At 69.3% G+C, this 13,816-nt stretch carries 12 protein-coding genes; 4 read left to right on the plus strand and 8 right to left on the minus strand.

All coding sequences use genetic code 11. The features are described from left to right. The first annotated feature begins 118 nt into the window (after nucleotides 1-118). Entirely contained in the window at nucleotides 119-403 is a 285-nt protein-coding gene (locus tag bpln_RS32255; RefSeq protein ID WP_042629131.1) for a hypothetical protein, read from the plus strand. A 57-nt stretch (nucleotides 404-460) separates the two neighbouring features. Here the strand turns inward: bpln_RS32255 and bpln_RS32260 are convergent, their stop codons facing one another. The 4 genes from bpln_RS32260 to bpln_RS36460 form a co-directional block, all read right to left on the minus strand. After that, complete coding sequence (locus bpln_RS32260) at nucleotides 461-1,327, minus strand: PilZ domain-containing protein (protein WP_042629132.1); 867 nt, start codon at nucleotides 1,325-1,327, stop codon at nucleotides 461-463. 361 nt (nucleotides 1,328-1,688) lie between these two features. Then, a complete protein-coding gene (locus bpln_RS32265) occupies nucleotides 1,689-1,895 on the minus strand; it encodes a YbdD/YjiX family protein (protein WP_042629133.1) in 207 nt (68 codons plus the stop codon). Nucleotides 1,896-1,909: 14 nt separating this feature from the next. Next, nucleotides 1,910-3,988, minus strand: a complete 2,079-nt coding sequence (locus bpln_RS32270) for a carbon starvation CstA family protein (RefSeq protein ID WP_055141089.1) — start codon at nucleotides 3,986-3,988, stop codon at nucleotides 1,910-1,912. Between the two features lie 225 nt (nucleotides 3,989-4,213). After that, a complete protein-coding gene (locus tag bpln_RS36460) occupies nucleotides 4,214-4,423 on the minus strand; it encodes a hypothetical protein (protein WP_123863866.1) in 210 nt (69 codons plus the stop codon). Nucleotides 4,424-4,608: 185 nt separating this feature from the next. Between bpln_RS36460 and bpln_RS32275 the strand changes: the two genes are divergently transcribed. Continuing rightward, complete coding sequence (locus tag bpln_RS32275; RefSeq protein WP_158512100.1) at nucleotides 4,609-5,406, plus strand: YfdX family protein; 798 nt, start codon at nucleotides 4,609-4,611, stop codon at nucleotides 5,404-5,406. Nucleotides 5,407-5,549: 143 nt separating this feature from the next. Here the strand turns inward: bpln_RS32275 and bpln_RS32280 are convergent, their stop codons facing one another. After that, nucleotides 5,550-6,563: an ABC transporter substrate-binding protein gene (locus bpln_RS32280; protein ID WP_055141091.1), complete on the minus strand. Its 1,014-nt coding sequence runs from the start codon at nucleotides 6,561-6,563 to the stop codon at nucleotides 5,550-5,552. Nucleotides 6,564-6,878: 315 nt separating this feature from the next. Between bpln_RS32280 and bpln_RS32285 the strand changes: the two genes are divergently transcribed. Then, on the plus strand, nucleotides 6,879-8,039 hold the full coding sequence (locus tag bpln_RS32285; RefSeq protein ID WP_055141092.1) for a porin: 1,161 nt from the start codon (nucleotides 6,879-6,881) through the stop codon (nucleotides 8,037-8,039). A gap of 114 nt (nucleotides 8,040-8,153) precedes the next feature. On the opposite strand, the gene bpln_RS32290 is transcribed toward bpln_RS32285, so the two are convergent. After that, nucleotides 8,154-8,792, minus strand: coding sequence for a LysE family translocator (locus bpln_RS32290; protein ID WP_042629137.1), 639 nt, complete (start codon nucleotides 8,790-8,792; stop codon nucleotides 8,154-8,156). A 705-nt stretch (nucleotides 8,793-9,497) separates the two neighbouring features. Here bpln_RS32290 and bpln_RS32295 point away from each other — a divergent pair. Then, on the plus strand, nucleotides 9,498-10,667 hold the full coding sequence (locus bpln_RS32295; protein WP_042629138.1) for a porin: 1,170 nt from the start codon (nucleotides 9,498-9,500) through the stop codon (nucleotides 10,665-10,667). 112 nt (nucleotides 10,668-10,779) lie between these two features. Here bpln_RS32295 and bpln_RS32300 read toward each other — a convergent pair whose 3' ends face one another. Both bpln_RS32300 and pqqE read right to left on the minus strand, forming a co-directional pair. Further along, nucleotides 10,780-12,657 (minus strand): alpha/beta hydrolase family protein, encoded by a 1,878-nt coding sequence (locus bpln_RS32300; RefSeq protein WP_055141093.1) that lies wholly within the window; start codon nucleotides 12,655-12,657, stop codon nucleotides 10,780-10,782. Next, nucleotides 12,626-13,813, minus strand: a complete 1,188-nt coding sequence (pqqE, locus tag bpln_RS32305; protein ID WP_055141094.1) for a pyrroloquinoline quinone biosynthesis protein PqqE — start codon at nucleotides 13,811-13,813, stop codon at nucleotides 12,626-12,628. The genes bpln_RS32300 and pqqE overlap by 32 nt, the downstream gene beginning before the upstream one ends. Between the last annotated feature and the right edge of the window lie 3 nt (nucleotides 13,814-13,816).

The raw sequence follows: 13,816 nt of genomic DNA on the forward strand, positions 1-13,816 counted from the left end.
CCCTGCCACGCACGCCGGATTGCCTCCCGTTTCCCTTTGATTTCAAAGGGAATTTTCTTTGGCACCGTTCTTGCGTCATTCCCTGCAATCCCGCCATACCACGCACGTGGAGCATCTCATGGACATCGCAGGCGTCGCGCACCCCATGCTGCACTTCACCGCCATCGACGAAATCGACGGCGAGATGCTGATCACCGAATCGCGTGCCGCGGCGCCCGTGCGGACCTACGGCACGCTCGGCATCGACGAGCCGCCGCTAACGCTCTACGGTGCTTACCGGCAGGGTGTGGCCGACTATTTCGCGCGGCGCCCGAACCCGTATCGCAACGGCAGCCGGCTCGCGGAGATCTGGCAGGAAGGCCGCACCGAAGCCGCCTCGCGCAACGCCTGGAAGGCGCGCTGAATCACGCTGGATCCCGCCCGGCCGCGCCGACGCGGCCCTTCGGCTCGATCGCCCGGCTCAGGCCCGCGCCGACCAGTCGAACAGCGCCGCCTTCAGGCGCGCCATGTCGTCGTCGCCCATCGACTCGAACGCCAGATGATGCAGCCAGCCCGCCGCGTCGGGCTGCTCGCGCACCTGGCGCACGGCGCCCGCCACGTTCAGTTGCCGCACCTCGCGTATCTCGCCCGTGCCGCCCGCGCGCGGGCAGGGCAGCTCGACGTGCAGCGTCTCGCCGGTCGCGGCCAGCGCGCGGCCGACCATGATCGACAGCCCGCTCGGGCTGACGTCGTGTACCACGCCCAGGCCGCGTTCGCCGTCCACGGTCCGGTAGCGCGCCGCGAGCCGCACCGGCACGCGCGTGTCGCGGCGCTCGCGCACGCGCTTCAGGTTGGCCGGCGTGGAGAGGATCACGCACGTCGCCGGCTCCGACATCACGGCCTCGACGCCGGCGGTGAACCAGTAGACGGCCGCGCGCCCGACCGCCATCGCCTCGATCGCTTCGCCGGGCACGAGTTCGACCGTGCGCGCGAGCGGCCGCACGAACAGCGGGCCGTCCGGATGCTCGCCGATCAGCCGGAAGCGCAGCAACTGGCGGGTGGGCGCGGAGCGGCGGCGAATGCCGACGGTCGCGTCGCGCGGCAGCACGAGGCGCGGGGCAAGGCCGCGGCCGTCCGCCTGGGGGGCCGGCGGGGCGCCGTCCTCGCCGGCGACGGGATCGCGCACCGGCACGAAACGATCGAGCAGGAAAGCGACGTCGGCCTCGTCGAGCACGGCGCCGGCCGGCATCAGCGGCGCGCCGCCCGCGTCGAAAATCGGCCACGGCAGCGGAACGCCCACCGGCATATCGGTGGCGTCGAGCGACATGACGGCTCGGAAATCGGGCATCAGGGCAAACTCCAGACGTAATGAACTCGATCCGTGATGTCGGCGGAATGCGCGAAAACCTGAGGGCGAAATCGTTGCGGGCGCGGTGAGCGCCGCGGAGGTGGGGCCGGCGGGCACGCGCAGGGCAACCGGAATGAGGCGCGCGAGACACCGGAAAAGCCCGTCAAGTCATGCGGACTGGAAGCGTATCCCGGACGCGGCGGAGTCCGCAGCGGCTTGCACGCCGCCCTCGCCGCGCCACCCGCTTGCGCTTGCCCCTCGCCGTAAACGACAATCGCGCGGACCTTGCGGCCCGCGCGATCGGGTTGGCGAACATCCTCCTGGCAGCGGCGGCGGCAACAGCGGCCCGCCGCGCGTCATCTCAGCAGCATTTCCCCGCGCCGCTGCCGTAGCGCGCGGCCTGCCGCTCGCGAAAGAACGCCTCGTAGCTCATCGGCTCGCGATCGGGGTGGGTCTCCCGCATGTGCGCGACGTAGGTGTCGTAATCGGGAACGCCCACCATCAGCCGGAACGCCTGCCCGAGATAGCGGCCCGCCGTGCGCAGTTCGTCGCCGAGATCGGTAAACATCGCCGCCGCTCCGCTCAGCGCCCGCTGCCGAGCGCCTGGCCGCCCGGCATCGGCTCGTAGGGCGTCTCGCGCGCGCTCGGCTGCGCCGTGCGGCGTGCGCGCAGCACGGCCAGCACGCCGTACACGGCCGTGCTCAGCACCACGAACATGAACAGGCCCGCCAGCGCCGCATCGATGCGATCGTTGAAGATGATCCGCTGCATCTGCGCGAGCGACTTGGCCGGCGCGAGCACCTTGCCGCCGTCCACCGCCGCCTGCAGCTTCGCCGCGTGCGAGAGGAAGCCGATCTTCGGGTTCGCGTCGAAGATCTTCTGCCAGCCGGCGGTCAGCGTGCAGATCAGCAGCCAGGCGGTGGGCACGATCGTCACCCACGCGTAGCGCTCGCGTTTCATCTTGAACAGCACCACGGTGCCGAGCATCAACGCGATCGCCGCGAGCATCTGGTTCGAGATCCCGAACAGCGGCCAGAGCGTGTTGATGCCGCCGAGCGGATCGACCACGCCCTGATAGAGGAAGTAGCCCCAGGCGGCCACGCAGAGCGCGGTGGCGACGAGGTTGGCCGGCAGCGATTCGGTGCGCTTGAGCGCCGGGTGGAAGGTGCCGAGCAGGTCCTGCAGCATGAAGCGGCCCGCGCGCGTGCCGGCGTCCACGGCCGTCAGGATGAACAGCGCCTCGAACAGGATCGCGAAGTGATACCAGAACGCCATCATCGCCTGCCCGCCGATCACCTGGTGCAGGATCTGCGCCATCCCCACCGCGAGCGTGGGCGCGCCGCCGGCACGCGCGATGATGGTGGTCTCGCCCACCGCCTGCGCGGTCTGCGTGAGCATGTCGGGCGTCAGCATGAAGCCCCATTGCGTGACGGTCTGCGCAACCGCCTCGGGCGTCGAGCCAAGCACGGCCGCCGGCGCGTTCATCGCGAAGTAGATGCCCGGCTCGATCACGCAGGCGGCCACCAGCGCCATGATCGCGACGAACGATTCCATCAGCATCGCGCCATAGCCGATGAAGCGCGCGTTCTTTTCGTTGTCGAGCAGCTTGGGCGTGGTGCCCGACGAGATCAGCGCGTGGAAGCCCGACACGGCCCCGCACGCGATCGTGATGAACAGGAACGGGAACAGGTTGCCCGACCACACCGGGCCGCTGCCGTCGACGAACTTCGTCAGCGACGGCATCTTCAGTTCCGGCGCCACCACCAGGATGCCGATCGCGAGCCCGACGATGGTGCCGACCTTCAGGAACGTCGACAGGTAATCGCGCGGCGCGAGCAGCAGCCACACCGGCAGCACCGAGGCGACGAAGCCGTAGCCGATCAGGATCCAGGTCAGCTGCGTGCCGGTGAACGTGAACCAGGCGGCCAGCGCCGGCGAATCGTGGACATGCTGGCCGTAGGCGATCGACGCCATCAGCAGCACGAAGCCGATGATCGACACCTCGCCGATGCGGCCCGGACGGATGTAGCGCGTATAGACGCCCATCAGGATCGCGATCGGGATCGTCGCGGCCACCGTGAACGTGCCCCACGGCGAATTGGTCAGGGCCTTCACGACGATCAGCGCGAGCACCGCGAGGATGATCACCATGATCAGGAACGCGCCGAACAGCGCGATCACGCCCGGCACCGTGCCCAGTTCCATCTTCACCAGATCGCCGAGCGAGCGGCCGTCGCGGCGCGTCGAGATGAACAGCACGATGAAGTCCTGCACCGCGCCGGCGAACACCACGCCGGCCAGGATCCACAGCATGCCGGGCGTGAAGCCCATCTGGGCGGCGAGCACCGGCCCGACCAGCGGCCCCGCGCCGGCGATCGCGGCGAAGTGATGGCCGAACAGCACGAAGCGGTTGGTCGGCACGTAATCGAGGCCGTCGTTGTATTTGACCGCGGGCGTCATGCGCAGCCCGTCGAGCTGCACCACGCGGCTCGCGATGAAGCGGCTGTAGAAGCGGTAGGCGATCAGATAGACGCAGACCGCGGCGATCACGATCCATAGCGCGCTGACGCGCTCGCCGTGCGCGAGCGCAATCGTGCCGAACGCGAATGCGCCGAGCAGCGCGACCGCGATCCAGAGCAAGGTTCCGGAAGCCCGATTCATGGTGTCTCCTGGTTATTGTCGATATCGTCGCGGCGGGCGGCCGCACGAACAGGCCGGGCGTGAATGCACCGTTTACAGGGGCACAACGCTGCCGCGTATTGTTCGCTTTCGATACCGGCCTTACAAGCGGACAACTACGTATCCACGCTACGTAGCAATGCGTAGGGGTTAGCGAGGGCACGCGTGCCGGCAGCGATCACGTGGCATGCGCCCGCGTGTCGAACCTCATTCGCTGCCGCCATCGAGATGCCGCACGATTTCCCCATGTGGCTTGCGGACGATAGCCGATTCCACCAGAAGGTTGTATGCGCAACGATGCCGCATCGTTGTATGAAAAATCATGCCGGCAGGGGGCTTGCGATGCGTCATGCCGCACCGCGCTGCATGATGTTTCAATGGAGTCACGTATCGCGCGGCATGTGGAATCTTCTGCATACCTTACATTTTTATTCGCAACGTGCCCCACCCATCCGGGCGGGATCCGCCAGGATCGTCGGCACCGCTCGCGACAGCCGCCGATGCCAACCCCACGAGGGTGATGCCGATGCCCGTGTATGCGCCACAAGCGCGTACACGCGCTCACTTGCGCGCCCTTCGACACGATCGACGAGGAAACCACCATGCCCAGATCGCGCCGGACGCTGCTGTCCACGCTGATGCTCTGCGCCGCGACCGCCGGCGGCACGCTGCCGGCGGTCCGCTCGCTCGCCGCGCAGATGGCTCCGGCTGCGGCCGTGCCGGACTCCGGCGCGTTCGGTGCGCTGTCCCCGGCGGGACGGCGCGCGATGCTGGACGTGAGCGTGGCGCGCGGCGCGCTGTTCGACGGCAGGACCGACGAGGCGGCGCGACTGATCCATGACGCGCGGGTCCGCTTCGACCAGGCGCGCGGCGACGATACCGCGATCCTGAAGCCCGAGGCCGGACTCGTGCCGTCGCCGGACCTGCGGGCCAGCGCTTCGCTCGTCGCATTGGGGTCGTCCACGGCGCCGGCATCGCATCCCGTTCACGATTTCCACGACGCCCGCGTAATCGCCTGGCTGCCGTATGACGGCGAGGTGGTGCTGCGCGATGCGCCCGAGGCCGGCCTCATGCACGATCCGCACGATCCGCACGATTCATCCGACGCACGCCGGCGCAAGGCGGCCGCGCTGGCCGCCGCGAACGCGGCGCTGAGCGGCGGCCGGCGCGCCGAGGCGTTCCAGTTGCTCGCGCGCGCCGAGGTCGGCGTCGATTGCACGCTCGACATCGTGCCGCTCGAGGCCACGGTGCGGCGCATCGGACAAGCCGATTCGCTGATGCGGGCCGGCAGATACTACGAAGCGGGGCAGATGCTGCACCGGATCGAGCGCAGCACGCGCCGCGAGCACGTCGATCTCGGCGCCGCCGCGCAGGCGATCTCCACGCGGCACGCGGGTTGAGCGCCGTGACCACGCCACCGATTTCGCGATCCCGCATCCTGCGCGGGCAGCCGGTCCGGCCGATCGGCGCGGCGCAAGAGGCAGCGCATGGGGCAACCGGCAAGGCCGCCGGCCGACCGCGCCGGTGCCCCGCGCGCGCCGGCTCACGCGATGCGCGTCACCGCGATCGCGGCCACGTTGACGCGGCTCGGCAGGATCGCGTCGCGCGCCGCCCGGTCCGCGACCTGCTGCAGCGTGGCGATGTCGGCCGCCGTCACGGCGCGCTGCACCAGCGGCGCGCGGCCGGTGATGTCGGTGGCGGCCTCGGCCGGCAGCCGCGTGAGCGTGGCGTACACGCGCGCATATTCAGCCGGATTGGCGAGCGCCCAACGTCCGGCGCGTTCGAGGCGCGCGAGCACGTCGCCGAGCGCGGCGCGCTTCGCGCGGTCGGCGAGCGTCGTGTCGGGCGAGGTCAGGAACGCGAGGCCCGAGTTGATGCCGCTGCCGTCGCGCACCACGCGCGCCCCGCGTCGCACCACGTGCCCGTAGTACGGATCGAAGGTCGCCCAGATGTCGATGCGCTTCGACTCGAACGCCGCGAACGCATCGACGGGCAGCACGAATCGAACCTCGACGTCGCGCCACGACAGGCCATGCTCCTCGAGTGCGCCATACAGTTGGTACTGCGAAATGCTGCCACGCGCCGACGACACCACCACGGTCCTGCCCTTCAGGTCGGCCACCGTGCGTACCGCCGAATCGGGCTGCACGACGATGCCGAGCGAGGCCGGCGAGCCCGCGCGCGTCGCCACGATCCGCAGCGCCGGATCGCCGAGCGCGGCGGTCAGCACCGGCAGGTCGCCGGCTGGCGCGAGGTCGATCGCGCCGGCGCGCTGCGCTTCGAACAAGGGCGCGGCGCCCTGGAAATTCGCCCAGCGGAACCGGTAGCGCGTGCCGTCAAGCACGCGGGCCGCCTCGGCCAGCGCGCGCAGGCCGCCCGCCTGGTCGCCGAGCACCAGCGTGACGCCCGTCACGTCCACGGCTTCGGCGGCGCGGGCCGGTGCCGCGAGTCCGGCCGCGCCGGCCAGCGCGGCGCCGGACAGGCCGGCGAGATCCCGCAACGCACGCAGGGTGCGGCGGCGGGTGGCGAACGAAGGCGGACAAGCGCGGCGAAGCATCGGCGGCAACCTCGAAGATGCGCCGCGCCCCGATGGCGCGGCTGGCCGCCAAGGTTAAGGAATCGCCGCGCCGCGCCCAACCATCGGATTGCGAAATGCTTATCAGCGCCGCGCGGGTGCCGGACAGGCCGCGCGCGAGGTGGCACGACGCAACGCCGGCCACCCACACGATGAGCGCCGCCGCCCGGCTCCGGCCAGGCGACGTGCGCATGCCGGGCGGCGGCGCGGCACGCAACACCGGGCCGTGCCGCCGGGCCGTGCAAAGCAGCACGCGCGGCTTTCGATCCAAGCAGGTCTCAACAGGGAGAAAATGACATGAAACGTAGTGCCTTGACGATCATCTCGCTCGCGTCGCTCGCGATCACGGGCTCCGCGCACGCGCAATCGAGCGTGACGCTGTACGGCCTGATCGATACCTCGCTGACGTATCTGAGCCACGGCACGGGCGGGAACAACGCCTGGCTGGTCGGCAACAACAGCGCCGGCAATCTGGGCGGCTCGCGCTGGGGCATCAAGGGCAGCGAGGATCTCGGCGCCGGCCTGAAGGCGGTCTTCCAGTTGGAAAACGGCTTCGACCCGAGCAACGGCAAGCTCGGCCAGGGCAGCCGCGAATTCGGCCGGCAGGCCTTCGTCGGCCTCGCGCACGAGCGCCTCGGCACCGTCACGCTGGGCCGCCAGTACGATCCGCTGACCGATCTGGTCCAGCCGATCACGGAAGACAGCGTGTTTGGCGCCGCGTTCGCGACGGCCGGCGACGTCGACAACTACGACGACAGCTTCCGCGTCGACCGCTCGGTCAAGTACACCTCGCCCGTGCTCGACGGCGTGCGCTTCGCGGTGATGTATTCGTTCGGCGGCGTGGCGGGCTCGACCGGCGCCGGGCAGTCGTACTCGGCGGCGGTGGCCTACAGCGGCGGCCCGCTGAGCCTGGCCGGCGGCTACTACCACGCGACCAATTCCGCGAGCGACCTCGGCCCGCGCGACAGCTGGTCGAGCAGTTCCGACGGCACCTTCGACGGCCCGATCAACCTCGGCTATCGCACCGCGCACTCGCTCGGCATCGCGCGCGTGGCGGGCCAGTACGCGTTCGGCAAGTTCACGGTGGGCGCCGGCTACAGCAACGCGCAATACCGGCGCGACGGCGCCTCGCTGTTCGGCGAGAACGAGCACTACGACACCGCGCAGGGCTTCGTGAACTATCAGGCGAGCCCGTCGATCCTGATGGGCGTCGGCTACAGCTACACGAAGTCGGGCGGCGACAGCTCGGCCACCTATCATCAGGTGTCGCTGGGCGGGATCTACTCGCTGTCCAAGCGCACCGCGCTCTACGTGATCGCCGCGTACCAGCACGCGAGCGGCACCACCAGCGACGGCGCGGGCGGCAAGGCGGCGGCGCAGGCCTCGATCGGTTCGTATGGCTACGCCGGCACGAACTCGCAGACCATCGTCAACCTCGGCATCCGCCACACGTTCTGAGCCCGGCCGCGCCGGCCCAACGAGAAGGCTGCCCTCGGGCAGCCTTTTTCATGCGCGCCTGCCGCGTCGACATCGTATCGATGCCGCGTCGACATCACGACGGCCCCGCCTGCCTCAGGAACGGATCGAGCGGATGAAGCCGGCCGCGAGCACGCAGTAGAAGCCGCCGCAGAACAGGCCGAACGCCTTGCGCGTGCGGGCGAACAACGGGCCGGCCGCGCGCGCCGAGAACGCCAGCGCGTAGCCGCCGAACACGCCGGTGCCGAGCAGCGCGCAGCAGCCCACCAGCACGAAGCTCGTCCAGGCGGGCGCGTGCGGCGACAGCCCCAGCGACGTGACGGTCAGCCAGGTGAGGATCGCCTTCGGGTTGGTCAGGTGGATGCCGAGTCCCTGCAGATAGAACCGGCCGAGCCGCTCGCTGCGCGCCGGCCCGGCCGCCCCGAGCGGATCGCGCGACGCATAGGCGCCGCGCACGGCCTTGAAGGCGAGCCACAGCAGATAGAGCGCGCCGAGCACCTTGAGACCGATCAGCCATTGCCGGTAGGTGGCCAGCAGCGCCGACATGCCGGCCGCCGCCGTCACGCCCCAGACGAGCGAGCCGCTCATCACGCCGGCCGCCATCGCGAAGCCGGGCTTGCGGCCGTAGTGCATCGACGCGTTCGCGATCGACAGGTTCGCGGGGCCGGGCGACGCCGTGCCGACCAGATAGACGGCAAAGGCGACACCGAGATTCGACAGCGTGGCGACGGACATCGTGGCAATCCTCGAGGAGCGAGCGAAACGACGCACCGGCGACGGCCAGGCGGCGGGCAGGCATGACAGGCAGGCATGACGATTATTCGCGGCCGCCGCGGGCTGCGACAGGCACGCCTGCGCGAGCACGCGAGCGGACTGTCATGCCGTTTCGGGCTGACACTTCAGCGAACACCTTGGCGAGCACATTGAACCGGGGGCCGGCACGGAGAAGCAAAAAAACACGACACGCATCCTCATCAATTCCGATTAGAATTCGAAACAATGAATTGCGCAGATTGAAACACAGCAGACGAAAAAGGAGCGGCCGAAGCCGCTCAAGCGTGGACTCGTCTGTCTACCCACCAGAGTGAGGACGAGCGCGGGAACACTAGCATCAATCGGCCCCTTCTATTGATCCGATTTGGTTAAATCACCATTGCTTGAATGCAAGCAATCCCCGCGCCCACGCCCGTTGCTCAAGCTTTAAGCAGCATTGTTTCCAATTTTAAAAAGACAATCGACCACTCAGCGCCAACTCACCGCCATTTCAATCAAATACAACAATAATTCGACTCAGGCAACCAAGCTTTCGACGTAACCCGCTTGTATTGTTTTAGATACAAGACTGAATTTCATTTTTCCGAATTAAATCTGTCTGGTTAGTCTCCGTGTCACTCCAAAACCACCACACGCAACAGCACTGTTAAACAGGAGATGACAGACATGAAACGCACCGCATTGACGATCGTTTCCCTCGCGTCGCTCGCGGCAATGGGTTCCGCGCATGCACAATCGAGCGTGACGCTGTACGGCTTGATCGATACGTCGCTGACGTACGTCAACCACGCCGACGGCGCGAAGAACTCGTGGCTGCTCGGCAACAGCAGCGCCGGCAATCTGGCCGGTTCGCGCTGGGGCATCAAGGGTACCGAAGACCTCGGCAGCGGCCTGAAGGCGATCTTCCAGTTGGAAAACGGCTTCGATCCGAGCAACGGCAAGCTGGGCCAGGGCAGCCGTGAATTCGGCCGTCAGGCATTCGTCGGCCTGGCCAGCGACCGCCTCGGCACCGTCACGCTGGGCCGCCAGTACGATCCGCTGATCGACCTGATCCAGCCGATCACGGCCGACAACTACTTCGGCAGCGCGTTCGCGACGGCCGGTGACGTCGACAACTACGACAACAGCTTCCGCGTCAACAACGCGGTCAAGTACACCTCGCCGGTGTTCGGCGGCCTGCAGTTCGAAGCCATGTACTCGTTCGGCGGCACGGCAGGCACGACCAGCGCGGGTCAATCGTACTCGGCGGCGGTGGCGTACAACGGCGGCCCGCTGAGCCTGGCCGGCGGCTACTTCTACGCAGCCAACTCGGCAGCCAGCACCGCACCGGTGGCCGGCCGCACGGGCTGGAACAGCACCTCGGACGGCACGTTCGACGGCCCGATCAACCTCGGCTACCAGTCGGCGCACTCGCTCGGCATCGCGCGCGTGGCGGGCCAGTACACGTTCGGCGGCTTCACGTTCGGCGCGGGCTACAGCAACGCGCAATACCGTCGTGACGGCGCCTCGACGTTCGGCCAGAACGAGCGCTACAACACCGGCCAGGGCTTCCTGAACTACCAGGCAACGCCGGCACTGCTGGTGGGCGTCGGCTACAGCTACACGAAGTCGAACGGCGACACCTCGGCCACCTACCACCAGGCTTCGCTGGGCGCGGACTACACGCTGTCCAAGCGCACCGACATCTACATGACGGCCGCTTACCAGCACGCCAGCGGCACGACGGGTGACGGCGCCGGCGGCGCGGTCGCGGCACAGGCATCGATCGGTTCGTATGGCTATGCCGGCACGAACTCGCAGACGATGGTCAACCTGGGTCTGCGTCACCGCTTCTAAGCGCGTCGATACCGGCGAGCGCTTGCGCCTGGCCGGTTACGCGAAAGAAAAAGGCTGCCCTCGGGCAGCCTTTTTTTCATGGCGGCGCGCCACGCGCCGCCGCTCCGCTTCGTCAGATCCCGCCGTCCAGGATGCGCCGGTAGAACGCGTGCTCGGCATCGAGCGCATGCGCCTGGTTCGCGGCCTTGCGAAAGCCGTGCCGCTCGTCGGCGTAGTAATGGACCTCGTTCGGCACGCCGTTCGCCTCGAGCGCGGCGACCATCGTGCGCGTCTGGTCCGGCGTCACCACCGCGTCGAGTTCGCCCTGGAAGAAGATCACCGGCGCGCGGATCGCATCGGCATGCACGAGCGGCGTGCGTGCCAGATAGCGCTCGCGGTCGGCCACCGGATCGCCGATCAGCCAGCGCAGGTAGCGCGCCTCGAACTTGTGGGTGTGGACGTCGAGCTGCAGCGGATCGCTGACGCCGTAGAGGCTCGCGCCGCCGCGAAACACGTCGCGGAACGCCAGCGCGCAGAGCACCGTGTAGCCGCCCGCGCTGCCGCCGCGAATGAACGCGCGCCGCGCGTCGACGAGGCCCTGCCCGGCCAGGTGGGCGATCACGGCGCAGGCGTCGTCGACGTCGGCGATGCCCCAGGTCAGGTGCAGCGCCTGCCGGAACGCGCGGCCGTAGCCGGTGCTGCCGCGATAGTTGAGCAGCACGATCGCGAAGCCGCGCTGCACCCAGTACTCGTGGCGCGGGCTGAACACCGGATACAGCGCCGCGGTCGGCCCGCCGTGCGCGAACACGATCACGGGCGGCGGCTCGCCCGCGCCGGCTTCGTCCGCCTCGGCCGCCGCGTCGGGCAGGTACAGGTAGCCGTAAGCGTCGCCGTCGCCGCTCGGGAAGCGCAGCGCGCGCGGCTGCGTGATGCGCGCGGCCGGGATCGACGCGGCCACCTCACGCAGCACGCTCACGCGATGGTCGCGGCGGTCGATCGCGAGGATCGCGGCCGGGCAGGTCGGCGAGGCGGCCACGCAGTACAGGTGCGTGGGGTCGGCGGCGAGATGGTGGAACAGGTTGTAGCCGGGCGCGAGCGGCGTGAGCGTGCCGTCGGCCGCGTAGACGCCGAGCCGGCCCCAGCCCTCGTCGAACCAGCTGGCGAACACGGCGCCGTCGTCGAGCGGCAGCCAGCTGCAGGCGCCGAGCTGCCACGGCGCGGCCGCATGGTCGCCGGCCGCGGCCGGCAGCGCCACGAAGCGCTCGCCGTCGAGCCGCCACGGCTGCCAGAAATTGCCGCGATCGCCGAGGCAGACGAGCCGCCCGTCGTGATCGAAGCCCGGCTGCTGCAGCGCCTCGTCGTGCGCCGCGCCGGCCACCACGCGCGGCGCGCCGGGCCGCCCATCCGGCCCGGTCTCGCGCAGCACGAGCTGGGTGGCCGTCCACGGCTGGTGCGGATGCTGCCACTCGATCCAGGCGAGCCGCGCGCCGTCGGCGCTCTGCACCGGCGACGCGTAGAAATCGGCGCCCTCGGCCAGCAGCTCGCGCGTGCCGTCGTGCAGGCCGATCGACACGAGCCGGTGCGTCTCGCCATCCTGCTCGACGGCCAGAATCCGCCCGCGCGAGACGCGCAGGTCGCCGTAGCGCAAGCCCTCGGCGGTCAGCGGCTCGGGCGCGGCGATGCTGTCGGGCGAGAAGCGGTAGATGCGCTGGTCGCTCTCGTTGACGAACGCGACCAGATCGCCCGCCACGCAAAACGCGCCGCCGCCGTATTCGTAGACGCGACCGCGCGCGCTGAAGCCGTCCGGGCTCACGCGCTCGATCGAGCCGTGGCGCGCGCGCCAGATCCGGCACATCGCGTCGGCGGGGTCGTATTCGGTCCAGAACACGCCGGACGGGCCGGCGGTCAGTTCGACGAAGTCGCGCCCGGCGGCGACGGCGGCTTCGGCGCTGAGCGGCGCGCCGCGCTCATGAGCGCGCTCACGGGTTGAGTCGGCGGGATTCCCTGGCATTGCGAAAGATCAGCGGATGAGTGGTGGAAGGAGCGGGCCGGGCCTGCACGGCTTCGTCGCGCGCGCGCAGGATCACCGGGTGATAGGGCGACTTGCTGCACACCGGGTCGGCGTTCGCCGCGTCGCCGGTCAGCATGTAGGCCTGGCAGCGGCAGCCGCCGAAGTCCTTCGGCTTCTCGTCGCACGAGCGGCACGGCTCGGCCATCCAGCCGTCGCCGCGAAATCGGTTGAAGCCGAACGAGTCGTACCAGATATGGCGCAGGTCGTGCTCGCGCACGTTCGGAAACGCGATCGGCAGCTGCCGCGCGCCATGGCACGGCAGCGCGGTGCCGTCCGGCGTGACGGTCAGGAAAATGCTGCCCCAGCCGCTCATGCAGGCCTTCGGACGCTCCTCGTAGTAATCGGGCGTGACGAAGATCAGCTTGCACGGATGGTTCGCGGCGGCGAGCTTCTCGCGGTATTCGTTGGTGATGCGTTCGGCGCGCGCGAGCTGCTCGCGGGTGGGCAGCAGCGCCTCGCGGTTCAGGAACGCCCAGCCGTAGAACTGGCAGGTGGCCAGCTCGACGAAATCGGCCTCGAGCGCGATGCATAGCTCGATGATGCGGTCGATGTGGTCGATGTTGTGGCGATGCGTGACGAAGTTCAGCACCATCGGGTAGCCGCGCGCCTTGACCGCGCGCGCCATCGCGAGCTTCTGCGCGAACGCCTTGTCGGAGCCGGCCAGCATGTTGTTGACCTGCTCGTCGCTCGACTGGAAGCTGATCTGGATGTGATCGAGCCCGGCGCGCTCGAACGCATCGAGCTTCGCCTCGGTGAGCCCGATGCCCGAGGTGATCAGGTTCGTGTAGAAGCCGAGCCGGCGCGCCTCGGCCACGAGTTCGGGCAGGTCCTCGCGCACCAGCGGCTCGCCGCCCGAGAAGCCGATCTGCGCGGCGCCCAGCGCGCGCGCCTCGCCCATCACGCGCGCCCAGTCGGCCGTGCTCAGCTCCTGGCCCTGGCGGGCGAAATCGAGCGGATTCGAGCAGTAGGGGCACTGCAGCGGGCAGCGATACGTGAGTTCCGCGAGCAGCCAGAGCGGCAGCCCCACGGGCGCGGCCGGCGCCGGGGCCTCGCTCGCGCCCGCGCGGGCCTGGGTGGCGAGGACATCGTCGGCCATCGG

This window comes from Burkholderia plantarii, from assembly GCF_001411805.1.
GTDB classification, from domain to species: domain Bacteria; phylum Pseudomonadota; class Gammaproteobacteria; order Burkholderiales; family Burkholderiaceae; genus Burkholderia; species Burkholderia plantarii.

What these genes read in the sequence shown, in the direction of transcription:
- bpln_RS32255 (WP_042629131.1), top strand. Translation starts at nt 119, where the DNA reads ATGGACATCGCAGGCGTCGCGCACCCCATGCTGCACTTCACCGCCATC.
- bpln_RS32260 (WP_042629132.1), bottom strand. Translation starts at nt 1,327, where the DNA reads ATGCCCGATTTCCGAGCCGTCATGTCGCTCGACGCCACCGATATGCCG.
- bpln_RS32265 (WP_042629133.1), bottom strand. Translation starts at nt 1,895, where the DNA reads ATGTTTACCGATCTCGGCGACGAACTGCGCACGGCGGGCCGCTATCTC.
- bpln_RS32270 (WP_055141089.1), bottom strand. Translation starts at nt 3,988, where the DNA reads ATGAATCGGGCTTCCGGAACCTTGCTCTGGATCGCGGTCGCGCTGCTC.
- bpln_RS36460 (WP_123863866.1), bottom strand. Translation starts at nt 4,423, where the DNA reads ATGCAGAAGATTCCACATGCCGCGCGATACGTGACTCCATTGAAACAT.
- bpln_RS32275 (WP_158512100.1), top strand. Translation starts at nt 4,609, where the DNA reads ATGCCCAGATCGCGCCGGACGCTGCTGTCCACGCTGATGCTCTGCGCC.
- bpln_RS32280 (WP_055141091.1), bottom strand. Translation starts at nt 6,563, where the DNA reads ATGCTTCGCCGCGCTTGTCCGCCTTCGTTCGCCACCCGCCGCCGCACC.
- bpln_RS32285 (WP_055141092.1), top strand. Translation starts at nt 6,879, where the DNA reads ATGAAACGTAGTGCCTTGACGATCATCTCGCTCGCGTCGCTCGCGATC.
- bpln_RS32290 (WP_042629137.1), bottom strand. Translation starts at nt 8,792, where the DNA reads ATGTCCGTCGCCACGCTGTCGAATCTCGGTGTCGCCTTTGCCGTCTAT.
- bpln_RS32295 (WP_042629138.1), top strand. Translation starts at nt 9,498, where the DNA reads ATGAAACGCACCGCATTGACGATCGTTTCCCTCGCGTCGCTCGCGGCA.
- bpln_RS32300 (WP_055141093.1), bottom strand. Translation starts at nt 12,657, where the DNA reads ATGCCAGGGAATCCCGCCGACTCAACCCGTGAGCGCGCTCATGAGCGC.
- pqqE (WP_055141094.1), bottom strand. Translation starts at nt 13,813, where the DNA reads ATGGCCGACGATGTCCTCGCCACCCAGGCCCGCGCGGGCGCGAGCGAG.